Consider the following 14,379-nt stretch of genomic DNA (forward strand, 5'->3'; position numbering starts at 1 on the left):
ACCTCCGGGCGCTGCTGCCGAAATGCGCGGAGGCGCCGTCGTTGGAGGTGCTCCTGGGGTTGGAGGGCGCGGGCGCGGCGCGGTACTTCGGGGCGCTGCCGTACCTCCAAGGCGAGGACGTGGATGCGCGGCTGCGCTTCGATGGGCGCAACCGGCGGCCTCCGAAAGACAGGTTCAACGCGGTGCTCGGCTTCCTGTATGGGCTGGTCCACCGGGAGGTGGAGGCGGCCATCCGGGCGGTGGGGTTGGATGTGGCGTTTGGTTTCTACCACCAGCCCCGGGGCACGGCGGGGCCGCTGGGGCTGGATGTGATGGAGCTGTTCCGGGTGCCGCTGGCGGACATGCCGCTGGTGGCCTCGGTGAACCGGCGGGCGTGGGACGCGGACGCGGACTTCGAGGTGACGTCCGAGCATGTCTGGCTCAGCAAGGCGGGGCGGGCGAAGGCCATTGAGCTGTACGAGCGGCGCAAGCGGGAGACGTGGAAGCACAACGTGCTGGGGTACTCGCTCAGCTACGCGCGGCTGGTGGAGCTGGAGGTGCGGCTGTTGGAGAAGGAGTGGACCGGCAAGCCGGGGTTGTTCGCGACGTTCCGCTTGAGGTGAGCCATGGCCGAGCCGAGGCGTTGGTATTTGATTACCTATGACATCCGCGACCCCCGGCGGTGGCGGAAGGTGTATGCGCTGCTGAAGGGATATGGGGAGTGGTTGCAGCTCTCCGTGTTCCGTTGCTCGCTGACGGACCGGGACCGGGAGAAGCTGCGCTGGGAGCTGTCGCGGCGGATGGACGCCGTGGATACGTTGCTGGTGATTGGACTGTGCGGCGGGTGCGTGGAGCGCGTGCGTGCCATCAACGCGACGGAGGACTGGCCGGAGGAGCCCGCACCGTTCAAGGTGCTGTGAAGCAGGCGACGATCAAGCACCTCGCCGTGGCGGAGGCCCGCGACGGCGAAAACGGCGGATTCCCCTGTCGCTTCAAGAGGTTGAGGCTCTTTGACAGGTGAATAGGTGCGTGATCGATGAAAAGCCGAGTAGTTTCATGGGGTTGGCGATCCTGGGTAGGGGCTGTTCCGTCCTACCTTGAGGAAGGAGAGGTAGGTGCTTGAAAAGGGGATTGTAAGGTGCCGGAATTACTGAGAGATTCAGGCGGGCGGTCCCGCTCGCCGTGATGCCGAAAGGCGTTGAGCACGCGGGGCGTGGGCGCCAGGGGAAACGTAGAGCTCCAGTCCCGCTCGCCGTGATGCCGAAAGGCGTTGAGCACGAGTCCAACTCCGCCCCCACCAGCAGACCCACCAGGTCCCGCTCGCCGTGATGCCGAAAGGCGTTGAGCACACGAGGGGGTCGACGATGTGAATCGCCCCCTGGAAGTCCCGCTCGCCGTGATGCCGAAAGGCGTTGAGCACAACGGCGCGCGGGAGATTCGCCTGCTCGCCAACGTGGTCCCGCTCGCCGTGATGCCGAAAGGCGTTGAGCACCACGACCCGTCCGAGCGGCGCGAGAGCCGGCTTCGTCCCGCTCGCCGTGATGCCGAAAGGCGTTGAGCACAACACCGAAATTCTTGTGATCGCGGTCGAAACTATTTGCGAGTCCCGCTCGCCGTGATGCCGAAAGGCGTTGAGCACTTCGGTATTGTTCTGGACCAGTACCACGTCGCCGTCGTCCCGCTCGCCGTGATGCCGAAAGGCGTTGAGCACCAATCCTGGCTACCACCGCCCGACATGAAACCCAGGTCCCGCTCGCCGTGATGCCGAAAGGCGTTGAGCACCTGAGAGTGTCCCTCTCAAGCCCCGGCACCCGCGCGGTCCCGCTCGCCGTGATGCCGAAAGGCGTTGAGCACACCACGAAGAACGCCACCGTTACGGCGCTCCAGCGGTCCCGCTCGCCGTGATGCCGAAAGGCGTTGAGCACCGGCGCAGTTCCCGCCCAATCTCGCGTTTCTCCGTCCCGCTCGCCGTGATGCCGAAAGGCGTTGAGCACCGGCCCTCTCGGTCGTTCGTCTGCCACTCCTGCTCCCACGTCCCGCTCGCCGTGATGCCGAAAGGCGTTGAGCACCTGGGAGGTTCGGACTTGGCCAGTCTCGTGGGCCTCTGTCCCGCTCGCCGTGTGCCGAAAGGCGTTGAGCACACGACAACCTGCGAGGGGCGCTGAAGTCGGTACGGTCCCGCTCGCCGTGATGCCGAAAGGCGTTGAGCACTCCCACACGGGACTGGCGAACTCGGCCCCGAGGTCGTCCCGCTCGCCGTGATGCCGAAAGGCGTTGAGCACTCATCAGCGCGGATGCGCAGCGAGTTCACGCTGGTCCCGCTCGCCGTGATGCCGAAAGGCGTTGAGCACCTCGCGGCCGGGAAGGCGGGGCCGTGAACGCGCCTCTCTGGTCCCGCTCGCCGTGATGCCGAAAGGCGTTGAGCACTGGCTGGCTTGCTGTCACGTCCCTGGGTGCGCTGGCACCGCGGGTCCCGCTCGCCGTGATGCCGAAAGGCGTTGAGCACAACCCAGGGAACACCTGTCGCACCCACCCCCGATTTGTCCCGCTCGCCGTGATGCCGAAAGGCGTTGAGCACCCCTGCACGGCAAGGCGTGAACCGTGCGCGAGAGCAGTCCCGCTCGCCGTGATGCCGAAAGGCGTTGAGCACTACACGGCGACGGTGAAGGCCCCGGGGAAGCCCGGTCCCGCTCGCCGTGATGCCGAAAGGCGTTGAGCACGACACTGGCGTCCCATCTTCGCCCCAGAAGAGCCGTCCCGCTCGCCGTGATGCCGAAAGGCGTTGAGCACGCATCCTGGACGTCTCGGATGCGGACATTGACTTGTCCCGCTCGCCGTGATGCCGAAAGGCGTTGAGCACTTCTACCCGAAGCAGTGCGAGGCCGTGGACTTGCGTCCCGCTCGCCGTGATGCCGAAAGGCGTTGAGCACTTGTTCTTGTCGCCGGGGACGATGACCTTGATGAAGTCCCGCTCGCCGTGATGCCGAAAGGCGTTGAGCACCTTTTGTCGCAGGATACGTCCCTTATGGGTCCCGAGTCCCGCTCGCCGTGATGCCGAAAGGCGTTGAGCACCGAAAGCCTGGTCACCTTCACGACCAAGACGGAGGCAGGTCCCGCTCGCCGTGATGCCGAAAGGCGTTGAGCACTCAATCCCCACGCCCGTCCCTCCTCGGAGTTGCTGCGAGTCCCGCTCGCCGTGATGCCGAAAGGCGTTGAGCACCGCTCCTGGAAGGTGAACCGGTCGGCCTCCGCCGGGAGTCCCGCTCGCCGTGATGCCGAAAGGCGTTGAGCACTAAAGGCGCCCAGCCACCGTCACCGGGCGGAGCACCGTCCCGCTCGCCGTGATGCCGAAAGGCGTTGAGCACCTCCTGGACGTCGGCTCCGTGGCGTTCATGGTCCTGGCGTCCCGCTCGCCGTGATGCCGAAAGGCGTTGAGCACAACCCCCAGAATTTCAACCGTGGCGGCGACCTTCGCGTCCCGCTCGCCGTGATGCCGAAAGGCGTTGAGCACCGCGGACGGCGCCACCACAATGGCTGAGCGCCTCGCGTCCCGCTCGCCGTGATGCCGAAAGGCGTTGAGCACCGAGCGACTACATCCGAGGCGCCCACCGAGGGAAGGGTCCCGCTCGCCGTGATGCCGAAAGGCGTTGAGCACATCGTCTCCATGTTGGAGACGAAGCGGGCCGGGCGTCCCGCTCGCCGTGATGCCGAAAGGCGTTGAGCACGAACAGCTCGTGGCGGAGAACAAGCGGATGCGCGGTCCCGCTCGCCGTGATGCCGAAAGGCGTTGAGCACCTGCTCGACCTGGCCGGCCCGCTGCGCTCCGAGGTCCCGCTCGCCGTGATGCCGAAAGGCGTTGAGCACGAACCTACGGAACTCGGGAAGCGGATTCGGGCGCGGTCCCGCTCGCCGTGATGCCGAAAGGCGTTGAGCACGGACAGTGGAAGGTGGAAGGCATCGCGACAGAGGCCGTGTCCCGCTCGCCGTGATGCCGAAAGGCGTTGAGCACACATGGACCTGCTCGACCTCGGCACTACGCCCCAAGTCCCGCTCGCCGTGATGCCGAAAGGCGTTGAGCACTTGCGGTCCTTGTGCGGCCGGAAGTGGATGTACTTCGTCCCGCTCGCCGTGATGCCGAAAGGCGTTGAGCACTTCGGCGTGTGCAACAACCCGCTGCCGCCCGTGCTGTCCCGCTCGCCGTGATGCCGAAAGGCGTTGAGCACGGAATCTTGCCCCTGTCATCGGTCTTTTCGGCTTCCGGCTGTCCCGCTCGCCGTGATGCCGAAAGGCGTTGAGCACTGGGCCACCAACAACTACCTGAAGCCTGCCCTGTGGAGTCCCGCTCGCCGTGATGCCGAAAGGCGTTGAGCACCCTTCCTCGGCGTCCTGGACGTCCCGTAGTCCTGAGTCCCGCTCGCCGTGATGCCGAAAGGCGTTGAGCACCCTCGCCCTGGCCGACCAGGACGCCGCCACGAGCGGTCCCGCTCGCCGTGATGCCGAAAGGCGTTGAGCACGTGGCCCCACCCGACTTGTCGTAGACGCCTGCGACGTCCCGCTCGCCGTGATGCCGAAAGGCGTTGAGCACGTCCATATCTCCCGGGCTTTGGGTCGCGAGGATGGTCCCGCTCGCCGTGATGCCGAAAGGCGTTGAGCACATGCCCTCCAGGGAGACCGCTTCGCGGCCCTCATCGTCCCGCTCGCCGTGATGCCGAAAGGCGTTGAGCACGGGTCTCGCTGCGTCTGCTCGGTCATGACGGTTGTCCCGCTCGCCGTGATGCCGAAAGGCGTTGAGCACTCAGTGATGACGGGGAAGACCATCCCCCATCCACTCGTCCCGCTCGCCGTGATGCCGAAAGGCGTTGAGCACGAAACTCCCATCGATATCAGCGGCATCAACAAGGGTCCCGCTCGCCGTGATGCCGAAAGGCGTTGAGCACGGGCGAACGTGCGGTGGTTCAGCAGCCTGGACACGGTCCCGCTCGCCGTGATGCCGAAAGGCGTTGAGCACTCGCGCCAGGGCGACTCACCCAGCGCGTCGCGGTCGTCCCGCTCGCCGTGATGCCGAAAGGCGTTGAGCACGGGATGCTTTACCGGCACCGGACTGACTCCGGGCGTCCCGCTCGCCGTGATGCCGAAAGGCGTTGAGCACGCGTGGAGCCTGTCCATCAGCGTCTCCATGGAATCCGTGGTCCCGCTCGCCGTGATGCCGAAAGGCGTTGAGCACCAGGAACTGAAGCGACTGGCGGAGGGGGCGACGCCGGTCCCGCTCGCCGTGATGCCGAAAGGCGTTGAGCACAGCACTTCCGCGCCAACCTCAACGCCCCATTCGAGTCCCGCTCGCCGTGATGCCGAAAGGCGTTGAGCACGGCAGCGAGGCGAAGAGGGCCAGCAGCCGCGCCTCCGGTCCCGCTCGCCGTGATGCCGAAAGGCGTTGAGCACCAGATGGCCTTCGGCGACCACGCGCAGATCGTCGCCAGTCCCGCTCGCCGTGATGCCGAAAGGCGTTGAGCACGAGCACGCCGTTGCCACCCTGGAGAGGAAGAGCGGTCCCGCTCGCCGTGGTGCCGAAAGGCGTTGAGCACCTCCAGCGCGTGGACGCGTGGAATGCTCCGCCGAGTCCCGCTCGCCGTGATGCCGAAAGGCGTTGAGCACCCGGGCAACCGCAGCGGGTGGGGCCTCGTCCTCGAGTCCCGCTCGCCGTGATGCCGAAAGGCGTTGAGCACGGCACCTGCGTGGACACGTCCACGGGGTAGCCCAGGTCCCGCTCGCCGTGATGCCGAAAGGCGTTGAGCACACGCTGGGCTACGACGGCGGCGCGGGCGGCCCGGAGGTCCCGCTCGCCGTGATGCCGAAAGGCGTTGAGCACGTCCTGAATGCGGCGCAGAGAGTCCCGGCCGATGGGTCCCGCTCGCCGTGATGCCAAAAGGCGTTGAGCACACGGCCTGGATTGTCGCCCAGGAGGAAATCTCCACGGTCCCGCTCGCCGTGATGCCGAAAGGCGTTGAGCACGACTTCTCGGTGGCCGTGGCCGTTCCGGAGCGCTTGGTCCCGCTCGCCGTGATGCCGAAAGGCGTTGAGCACTACTTCACGGCGTTGACCGAGCCGAGGAGGCACGCGGTCCCGCTCGCCGTGATGCCGAAAGGCGTTGAGCACTTCTTGCGCGTCTGCTCTCGCGCCTTCAGCGCGTCCCGCTCGCCGTGATGCCGAAAGGCGTTGAGCACTCCTTGTTGCGCCACACCAGGACGGGAGCCTTTGGGTCCCGCTCGCCGTGATGCCAAAAGGCGTTGAGCACGCGTCGCGCAGGCGCTGTCGCTGGTCCTCGCTGGTCCCGCTCGCCGTGGTGCCGAAAGGCGTTGAGCACTGGATATACGCCGCGCTCCCGGCCTTGTCCGCGCGTCCCGCTCGCCGTGATGCCGAAAGGCGTTGAGCACAGGAAGACGACGAACGTGAAGAACGCCGCGGCGACGGTCCCGCTCGCCGTGATGCCGAAAGGCGTTGAGCACAGCCAGCAGCCCGAGCACATCATGCAGTTTTTCGCGTCCCGCTCGCCGTGATGCCGAAAGGCGTTGAGCACCCGGAGTCGTCGGTCAGCACGAGCAACTTCGGGCGTCCCGCTCGCCGTGATGCCGAAAGGCGTTGAGCACTCCAAGGCGCCGGACAGGGCTTCGGACAGGGGGTTGACGTCCCGCTCGCCGTGATGCCGAAAGGCGTTGAGCACATGGCCGGAGCCAGCGCGCCCTTCGGCACTTCTACCGTCCCGCTCGCCGTGATGCCGAAAGGCGTTGAGCACGTGTCTCCTGTGGGTTGACTACATCGCCCGAAGGGTCCCGCTCGCCGTGATGCCGAAAGGCGTTGAGCACTCGACGCGCGGTTCGATACCGCACTCGAAATCGAGCAGGTCCCGCTCGCCGTGATGCCGAAAGGCGTTGAGCACAGGGCAGGTTCAACCGGTTCACGGCCTCCGCCACCATGTCCCGCTCGCCGTGATGCCGAAAGGCGTTGAGCACGGTGGACCTACCGAGTGCTTGACGCTCAGTTCTGTCCCGCTCGCCGTGATGCGGAAAGGCGTTGATTACCCTATCTGAGGACCTTCATTGCGGCCTGGACGAGCCATGAGTGCAGCGCCTCGCCTTCAACTTTGACGGGCGCGTTCTCGTGGCCCATATCAATCCAGGAGGCCTGGGCCGCCTGTAATCCGGAGGCACCGCGGAGATCTGCCCCAGAAAGCCGCGCGCCATGAAGGACCGCGCCCTCCAGTTGCGCATCTTGGAGATTGGCCGACGTGAGGTTGGCGCTGACCAGGTAGGCGCCGCGAAGGTCTGCGCCTTGAAGATCCGCACCTTGTAGATTTGCTTCGCCGAAGCTGGCTCGAAGCGCGTTCACCTGCGTCAGAATGGCCCCTCGAAGCACCGCATAGTCCAGGTTGGCCTTCGAGAGCTGCGCCCTGAAGAGGCTGGCATTGATGAAAGTTGCGGACGCAAGGTTGGCGTGGGCGAGCGTCGTCATGTCCAGGATGCATCCATCCAGGCGTGCCCCAGGAAGCGCTGCCTCCGATAGATCTCTCGACGATAGGTCGAGCGAGGATAAATCAGCGTCCTCCAATTGTAGACGCTTGCCCTTATTCCCTCTGGAACTCAGCCATTCCGTATGCCAATCCAATGCTTCGATGAAATCCGCCTTCATGGTGTTCATGCGCTCGTCCGTGTTCATTCTAGGGGAACCACAAGACCCTGGACGAAACTGAAGGACCCAAGGTGTCTATCGCGTTTCGCAACGCTTGAATGTGCTGCGCGGTCATGTTTTCGGTGTTCAGGATGACGTTTTCCCCTCGAGCCAACTCGGATTTGACTTTATCAAGGTCGCGCTCAAGCGAGAAGCCACCCTTCCTGGGTGGGAATCGAGAGTCGAATGTCTTGATATCCCACTTGATACCTTGGGAGTCAATGAACTCTGACTGTCCCGTTGGGTCCCGCTTGATGGGGGCTGGAAGTTGTCCCCGCTCCTCAAGTTGAAGACCCACTTCCGCCTCACGACGTGTCTTGGGGGTGACCTTCCCTCCCTGCGCCGGGTCGCTGGCCAGTTCTTCAATACGCGGTTCTCTCGGAATGCCGGCCGCCGGATTCAACGCTGTGGCGGCCACGGCATTGGGGACGACTCCCACCGTGAGAATGCCTTCTGCCAGGGAAATCGAGCGAACGCCGCCGGACATCGCTGCTGACAGTTGGAAGCCCGCGTTCGTCTCCGTTGCCAAGGCGACACGCGCGAAGCCCGGAAGCATCGGTCCCTTCGAGGCCATGTTCGCGGCCCCTCCGCCCAACGCAGCCGTTAGCGCCAGGATGAGGACTCGCGCACCATTGGCGCCCATGACTCTTCCGAAGTGGTGTCCGGCGTCCTCTAGTTGCTGAAAGGATACAGCGCTCTCCGCGTCTGATGTCAGCCGTTGCCATCCCTTCACGAGGTTTGAGAATGCGTCCAGGCCGATGTACGCGATGACGTATGTCGTTAGGGCGATGGCCACGAGCTTGGTGACAGGCTCGGGTGCTACGACGAGGACCATGTAGGCGGCCATTGCCGAGGTAATCATCGCCTTGAGGACCAGTGGGTTGACGACTTCCTTCACCGCCTCCTCCACTCCTTCCCACACGCCATCCCAGGCAAAGGACAGGGCCATCTTTCGCCGCGTCTTGGCGTCCAGGAAGGTGAATCCATCCTCCAGCAAGGAGATGCACTCGCCCGGATTGCCTTGCCGAGAGCACCACGCTCCATAGTCTCTCCCTTGGGGACGCGGCCCCGAATCCCACGAAGCGAGCTGCACACGTGGGCGTTCCTCCTTCTCGGGACGTAGAGAGAATCGCATTTCCAGTACGAGGCGGGTCATCGCCTTCTGGAATGCCCCTGAGTCTACGACAATGGGCTCCACGCGCGTTGGCGGAGTGTAGACAATGGGCTCACCTGTTCCCGTGTCCAGGCGCACTATCCGTGACGTCGCGCAGCCCATCATGAGCCATCCGACCAGCAAGATGCTCCCCCAATGCAAACTCATTGTGTCCTCCAAGTCGTCCGCTCCCGAACAGGAACCGGAGCAGTGGCATTAGCATTTGAGCCCGACATCCCTCATGCTGGAGCCCACGCGCGAGGACAGCGCTTCAGTTCGCCAGGAATCAGCCGTTCACCAGTGGGTGGATGCTCGAAGCGGCTGCCAGATAGCGGACCGTAGGTGGGACAGCGCTCGCATGCTGGATGGCCCAGCGCCAGGGCACCGCACCTCATCGCTCAAGGGACTGACTGAATGATGCGATTCCGGCTTCTCGACACAATGGGCAACGCCAACGACCGGGACCTCTGCTTCCTCAACCGGTTCGTCGAGGGTGTCGAGGGCAAGTCCTATACCACCAACCTCGGAGAGCGGTTGAGCCCCTTCTACCCGAAGGATGCCCGCATCCCGATGAGCCCGGAGCACCCGGGCATCAAGCTGTCGGCAATGATTGGCAATGGGCGGGGCATGTTGCTTGCCGCTGCCGCCTTCAAGGAGGCCATCCAGAAGCACTGCACGAACGAGATTGAATTCCTCCCATTCACGCTCTACGACCACCGCAACCGCCCCTACGGCGACGACTATTTCATCATCAATCCGATTGGCACCTTCGACTGCCTGGACCTCGATGCGAGCGATATCTTCTGGAGCACGAATGCTCCGAAGAAGGTCCTCCGCATTCGCGAGTACGTCCTGGACCGCGCGAAGATGCAGAGCGCGCCCCAGCTCTTCCGGGTGGACGGGGAACCGTCCGAGTATGTCATTGGCCGGGAGCTGGCGCGGGAGATGTATGACCGCAAGCTCACCAACATCCGCTGGACGGAGCTGCGCTTCAGCGACGAGCCGAAGACATGAACGAAACCCTCTCTCCATCCTCCCCTCGCGCCGTGACGCACCGCCCGCCGCTGCTGTGGGACGTGCTCGCCGAGCACCTGGAGGAAGCCAGCTTTCTCTGGACGCAGCGGGAGCGGGCGATGGGCTCCGCAGAGGACACCCTGCCCGAAGTCGAGGCGGGCGATGAGGCTCGCCTGCGAGCCCATCTGGACGGGCTCCGGGTGGGGGGACAGCCGGTCGCGCTCCGGCTGCTGCGGCCCGCGCTGGAGAGCGAGGAGCCCGGATGTGTGTCCTCCGCCGCCTTCGTGCTGCTCGCGTCCGGCGAGCAGGCGCTGGTGCTGGAGCGGTGGGCGGAAGATACGGAGCGGCGCCCGTGGCTGCGGCACGCGCTGGCGCTGTGCGAGCGCCCGGAGCTGGACGCCGCGCTGCTTGAGGTGCTGCCGCGTCTGGCGCCAGCGCTCCAGGCTGAACTGCTCGACGTCCTCTCCTTCCGGCACGTCGACGCGGGCCCGCTCCTGGAGCGCCTGGCCCTCGCGGACTCGGAGCCAGCGCTCCTCGCGGCCGCCTTCCGCGCCGCGCGGGTGACGCAGCCGCCGGTGCTGGCGACCTGGCTGCGCAAGGGGGTGGAGGACGCCCGGCCCCTCGTGCGCGATGCCGCCATTGAAGCAGGGCTGCTCCGGGGACTGCGCGCGGCCTGGCAGTCCTGCCGCGGGCTCGCGACAGAGGGGGTGGAGCCCCGCCTCGCGATGCTCGCGTTGGCGGTTGGTGGAGCTCCCGACGACGTGGAGAAGCTGGTGCGGGCGCTGGACAGGCCCGAGCTTCGCGCGGAGGCGCTGTGGGCGCTCGGCTTCAGTGGACGGCTGGCGGCGGCGGACGCGGCCCTGGCCGTGCTGAAGGAGCCGGCGCCGGAGGTGGCGTGGCTGGCCCTGCGGACCTTCTCTGTCATCACCGGCCTGTCCACGGCGGACGTCTTCACGCGCGAGGGGGACGAGGACGATGTGGCGCCGCCTTCCGGCACCGTGTCCTCCTGCCTGCCGCCCCCCGAGCACTGTCCCGGTCAGGTCCACGTGGCCCAGGTGGAGCGGTGGTGGGCGCGGGCCCGCGACCGCTTCAAGCCGGACGGTCGCTACCGGGATGGCGTGCCGTGGACACCCGAGGCGCTGCTCCAGGCCCTCCACCTGACGCCGATGCGCCACCGCCCGGCGCTGGCCTTCGAGCTGGCCGTCCGGAGCCGGGGCGCCTGTCAGGTGGAGACGCGGGGCTGGTGTGGACACCAGCGCGCACGGCTCCGGGCCGCCGGGGCGCTGGCGCTGGAGCGGCTCACGCGCGGCTTCGACGGGTGGATGAATTCATGAGCGCGCCCCATTCGCGAGCAGTGCTCGGGGTCATCACAGCCATCGGAGCCGTGACGTCGGTGGGACGTGATGCCGCCTCGGCGTGCGCCGCCATCCGGGCAGGCATCTCCCGTCCGCGAAGGGTGAGTCACTTCCAGGTGCTGGAGCCGGAGACGCAGGACACCGTCCCACTCACCGCGCACCCGCTCCAGGGCTACACGGACGGCTTCGTGGGGATGGGGAGGTGGCTGCGCCTGGCGCGAGGTTGCCTCCGTGAGGTGTTGGAGACGCCGGGGCTTCCTCTCCCCTCCGACGCGAAGTTCTGGGGCCGCACGGCCCTGCTGATGGTCATCCCCTCCATCAATGATGAGGTGTTCGAACTGGAAGGGGAGGATGGCCTGGACGGCATCCGCGAGCACTGCCTCCGCCCGCTCCGGGACACGCTGGCGCTGTCCCTGCCCGACGCGAATGTGTGGGTGGTGGACCAGGGGCCCGCGGGAGTGGCGGCGGCGGTCCAGCAGGCTTCGGGCGAGCTGTGGCGGGCCGGCTTCAAGCGAGTCCTGGTGCTCGCGGTCGACTCCCTGCTGGAGCCCGAGACGCTTCAGGTGCTCGACGAGGAGGGCCGCCTGAAGGTGGGCGACAATCCCGTGGGCCTGATGCCCGGCGAGGCCAGCGCGTGCTTCCTGTTGGAGCAGGAGGGCGAGGCGCGCCAGCGTGGCGCGGCGCCGCTGGCCCTGGTGACGGGCGTGGCCACCGCCGAGGAGCGCCTCCACTTGTACGCGGGGCACGTCAGTCAGGGAGCGGGGCTCGCGGCCTGCATCCTCGACGTGCTCGCGCACGACCCGCGCCCGGCTCGCTTCGAGGGGGACGTCTACTCCGACTTGAACGGCGAGGAGTGGCGCGCGCGGGAGTGGGGAACCGCGCTCGTCCGCGTGGGGGAGGAACTCCACGCGCCGAACGTTCATCTCCCCTGCGTGTCGGTGGGGGACGTCGGCGCCGCGAGCGGAGCGCTGGGGGTCTGCCTGGCGGTACACGGCTTCGTCCGAGGACATTCCCGGACGGGGCAGGCCCTGGTCGTCTCCAGCTCCCCCTGGGGCACCGTGGGCTGTCTGCGTCTCCACTCCGCGGGGGCCTGACGCCCGGCCCTCATCCCCGCTTCGAGGTGCGCCCATGGCCTCCCGCTTCCTGCCCGCCGTCATCGAAAACGCCCTGGACGACAACCGGGCCCTGCGACGGGTGCTCGTTCGTGGGGCGGGGCGCGCGCGGCACATCCTGACGTTTTGCGGCAACTGCCGCATCGCGGGCATCGGCGCGCTCTTCCTGACGGGCACCTCGGAGCCCTTCCTCCACCGCTTGCATCAGAGCGGGCGGGCCTTCGCCCACTACCTGCGCAACGTGGGGAACGCCGACGTGCGACTGAGCCTCTCGCGGCCCCTCTTCGACGCGGTCGGTGCGGGAGACTTCGACGGCGCGGCGCTGATTGCACAGCACGCGCGGCGGACCTGGGCCCAGGGCGAGGAGTACGAGGAGGACTTCCTCTTCATCGAGTTCCTCATCCAGCACGGCGTGCTGGGGGCTCCGGTGGCCGACTGCGAGGACCTCCTCGCCCGCTACGAGCGCGCGCTGCGCGGCGCCGAGGACCTCCGGCTCGACGTGTGCCGGGCCCTGCTTCAAGCAAACTCGGAGGTCTTCAATCAGGCGCTCGCGTTGTTCCTCTCGGACAGGAAGGACCGGCTGGAGGCGCAGGCGGAGACCACGACCTTCCCCGAGGAGCTGCTCGCTACCGAGTGGAACTTCTCCCTCGAAGGACTGGTGCTGGCGCGGCTGGCCGAGCGCAACGGGCTGGAGACCGAGGAGGACTACCTCCACATCCCGTCACTCGCACGCGCGCCGGCCCGGACGCGGCCGGGTGAAGACTCGTGGATGGAGGGCGACTGAGGTTCGTGCCGGCGCCGGTCTCCGCGGAGGGGGCGCCTGCCTTCAGGAAGACAACTCCCTGGCGAGCGCCTTCGCCACGAAGCCCTGACCCGGTCCTCCCTCCGCGAGCAGCGCGCGGATGCGCCCCCTCGCGCCCTCGTCGTCGTCCAGCCGCTCGGCCGCCGCGAGCGTGGCCTGGTATGCGTCCCGCACATCGAGGCTGGTGACTTCGTAGCCGTAGCCCTGCACGAGCCAGTGGAGCGCGAGCAGGCCCGCTCCCAGGGCGAAGGCGGGCTGCTTCTGCACGAAGGCGTGGGCCGCGCGCGTCAGCGTCTTCGGGTCGCAGGGCGTCTGGCGCGCGAGCTTGCCGGTGCGGGGCGCGAGGAGCAAGGCAGCGCTCCAGCAGGGCACCGAAGCCAACTCCATGGGCTCGCCCGCTGGACTCCGGGCTCATTGCAACGGAAGTTCGCGGAAGCGGATGCCCTCCAGCCCCATGCGGAGCGCCGTCTCCCTGAAACGTTCGGTGCCTACAATCATCGTGGCGAAGTTACCCACGCGGAACATGTCGCGGTCCAGAGGCAGGGAGGCTGCATCCAGCACAGGTTCCTCGGGGCGGGACAAGTCAAGGCGTCCGCACGTTCCACAAGGCAGGAGGGCCTCGTCGGGGATGCAGGCGGCGTGTAGACGTCCGTGCGGCTCAAGCTGGAGTTCGAAGAACTCGGGCGGCGACTTCTGCCGAAAGCGCAGCAAGGCCCTGCTGCCGAGCAGTCCGCGTACTCCTTCAGCGTGGAACTGTTCCAGCGTGTCGCGGCGCAGCAGCAACAGTGAGTTCCCCTGCCAGGTCACCGCGCCCAACTCGCCCCGCGCCGTGCCTTCCAGAGGGCCGAATCGAGTTCCTGGGGGAAGTTGAACGTTCGGCGGCGCGAGCGGTCGCACCCGTTCACGCAGTCGCATGTACTCGGAGAAGGGCTCGGGTCGTGCCTTCAAGTAGGCCTGTTGCTCAGGGAGCGCGGACAGGTCGACAGCGGGGTAGTAGTGACCAACGCTCGCCCACGTTGCGCCACAGCCAGGGCACGCCGAGAGCCCAGGCAGCTTCCATCGGTGTGTTGCGTTGAAGTCGCCGTTGTAGCGGGACGTCGCGGCGGTATCTTCAACGAGCCAGTAGTAGCGAGTCATTCGTCCGCAGAGTTAATCCTGGTGGTACTCCTTTCGCCACGCTGCCCTCTGTAATCCGCGCTTGCATCGAAAAATGGCATCGGATGCGAATGTTTGACTGTCCAA

10 protein-coding genes and 2 CRISPR repeat arrays are annotated in these 14,379 nt (G+C 66.6%); of the genes, 6 read left to right on the top strand and 4 right to left on the bottom strand.

Translation table 11 applies throughout. The features are described 5' to 3' along the window. Both cas1 and cas2 read left to right on the top strand, forming a co-directional pair. The coding region (gene cas1 / locus G4D87_RS06985; RefSeq protein ID WP_163780199.1) for a type I-MYXAN CRISPR-associated endonuclease Cas1 at positions 1 to 602 on the top strand (602 nt) is incomplete at its 5' end. 3 nt (positions 603 to 605) lie between these two features. Then, the gene (gene cas2 / locus G4D87_RS06990; protein WP_163780201.1) at positions 606 to 899 is read left to right on the top strand and encodes a CRISPR-associated endonuclease Cas2; all 294 of its coding nucleotides are present in this window, start codon (positions 606 to 608) and stop codon (positions 897 to 899) included. A 250-nt stretch (positions 900 to 1,149) separates the two neighbouring features. Continuing rightward, positions 1,150 to 2,049: direct repeats of the CRISPR family, unit length 36 nt; unit sequence GTCCCGCTCGCCGTGATGCCGAAAGGCGTTGAGCAC. Positions 2,050 to 2,154: 105 nt separating this feature from the next. Beyond that, positions 2,155 to 7,055: direct repeats of the CRISPR family, unit length 36 nt; unit sequence GTCCCGCTCGCCGTGATGCCGAAAGGCGTTGAGCAC. 1 nt (position 7,056) lies between these two features. On the opposite strand, the gene G4D87_RS06995 is transcribed toward cas2, so the two are convergent. Continuing rightward, the gene (locus G4D87_RS06995; protein ID WP_163780203.1) at positions 7,057 to 7,671 is read right to left on the bottom strand and encodes a pentapeptide repeat-containing protein; all 615 of its coding nucleotides are present in this window, start codon (positions 7,669 to 7,671) and stop codon (positions 7,057 to 7,059) included. 19 nt (positions 7,672 to 7,690) lie between these two features. Continuing rightward, the gene (gene sitA5, locus G4D87_RS07000) at positions 7,691 to 9,022 is read right to left on the bottom strand and encodes a SitA5 family polymorphic toxin (protein WP_163780205.1); all 1,332 of its coding nucleotides are present in this window, start codon (positions 9,020 to 9,022) and stop codon (positions 7,691 to 7,693) included. 273 nt (positions 9,023 to 9,295) lie between these two features. Here sitA5 and G4D87_RS39225 point away from each other — a divergent pair, with 273 nt between their 5' ends. From G4D87_RS39225 to G4D87_RS07020, 4 genes are read left to right on the top strand one after another with little or no spacing between them, the layout of a single operon-like run. Further along, complete coding sequence (locus tag G4D87_RS39225; RefSeq protein WP_240358068.1) at positions 9,296 to 9,868, top strand: imm11 family protein; 573 nt, start codon at positions 9,296 to 9,298, stop codon at positions 9,866 to 9,868. Further along, positions 9,865 to 11,202: a TIGR02270 family protein gene (locus G4D87_RS07010; protein WP_163780207.1), complete on the top strand. Its 1,338-nt coding sequence runs from the start codon at positions 9,865 to 9,867 to the stop codon at positions 11,200 to 11,202. Before G4D87_RS39225 ends, G4D87_RS07010 begins: the two co-directional genes overlap by 4 nt. A 50-nt stretch (positions 11,203 to 11,252) precedes the next feature. Beyond that, on the top strand, positions 11,253 to 12,317 hold the full coding sequence (locus G4D87_RS07015; RefSeq protein WP_205507464.1) for a hypothetical protein: 1,065 nt from the start codon (positions 11,253 to 11,255) through the stop codon (positions 12,315 to 12,317). 34 nt (positions 12,318 to 12,351) lie between these two features. Beyond that, entirely contained in the window at positions 12,352 to 13,119 is a 768-nt protein-coding gene (locus tag G4D87_RS07020) for an Imm49 family immunity protein (RefSeq protein ID WP_163780211.1), read from the top strand. 42 nt (positions 13,120 to 13,161) lie between these two features. Here the strand turns inward: G4D87_RS07020 and G4D87_RS07025 are convergent, their stop codons facing one another. Together G4D87_RS07025 and sitI6 are read right to left on the bottom strand one after the other, a co-directional pair. Next, positions 13,162 to 13,488, bottom strand: coding sequence for a hypothetical protein (locus G4D87_RS07025; protein WP_205507466.1), 327 nt, complete (start codon positions 13,486 to 13,488; stop codon positions 13,162 to 13,164). Between the two features lie 60 nt (positions 13,489 to 13,548). After that, positions 13,549 to 14,274 (bottom strand): SitI6 family double-CXXCG motif immunity protein, encoded by a 726-nt coding sequence (sitI6, locus tag G4D87_RS07030; protein WP_163780213.1) that lies wholly within the window; start codon positions 14,272 to 14,274, stop codon positions 13,549 to 13,551. Positions 14,275 to 14,379 lie beyond the last annotated feature (105 nt).

Source organism: Myxococcus vastator, from assembly GCF_010894475.1.
GTDB classification, from domain to species: Bacteria; Myxococcota; Myxococcia; order Myxococcales; family Myxococcaceae; genus Myxococcus; species Myxococcus vastator.

Coding starts and splice junctions, on each gene's coding strand:
- sitI6 (WP_163780213.1), bottom strand. CDS start 14,274: ATGACTCGCTACTACTGGCTCGTTGAAGATACCGCCGCGACGTCCCGC.
- G4D87_RS07020 (WP_163780211.1), top strand. CDS start 12,352: ATGGCCTCCCGCTTCCTGCCCGCCGTCATCGAAAACGCCCTGGACGAC.
- G4D87_RS07010 (WP_163780207.1), top strand. CDS start 9,865: ATGAACGAAACCCTCTCTCCATCCTCCCCTCGCGCCGTGACGCACCGC.
- G4D87_RS06995 (WP_163780203.1), bottom strand. CDS start 7,671: ATGAACACCATGAAGGCGGATTTCATCGAAGCATTGGATTGGCATACG.
- cas2 (WP_163780201.1), top strand. CDS start 606: ATGGCCGAGCCGAGGCGTTGGTATTTGATTACCTATGACATCCGCGAC.
- sitA5 (WP_163780205.1), bottom strand. CDS start 9,022: ATGAGTTTGCATTGGGGGAGCATCTTGCTGGTCGGATGGCTCATGATG.
- G4D87_RS39225 (WP_240358068.1), top strand. CDS start 9,296: ATGGGCAACGCCAACGACCGGGACCTCTGCTTCCTCAACCGGTTCGTC.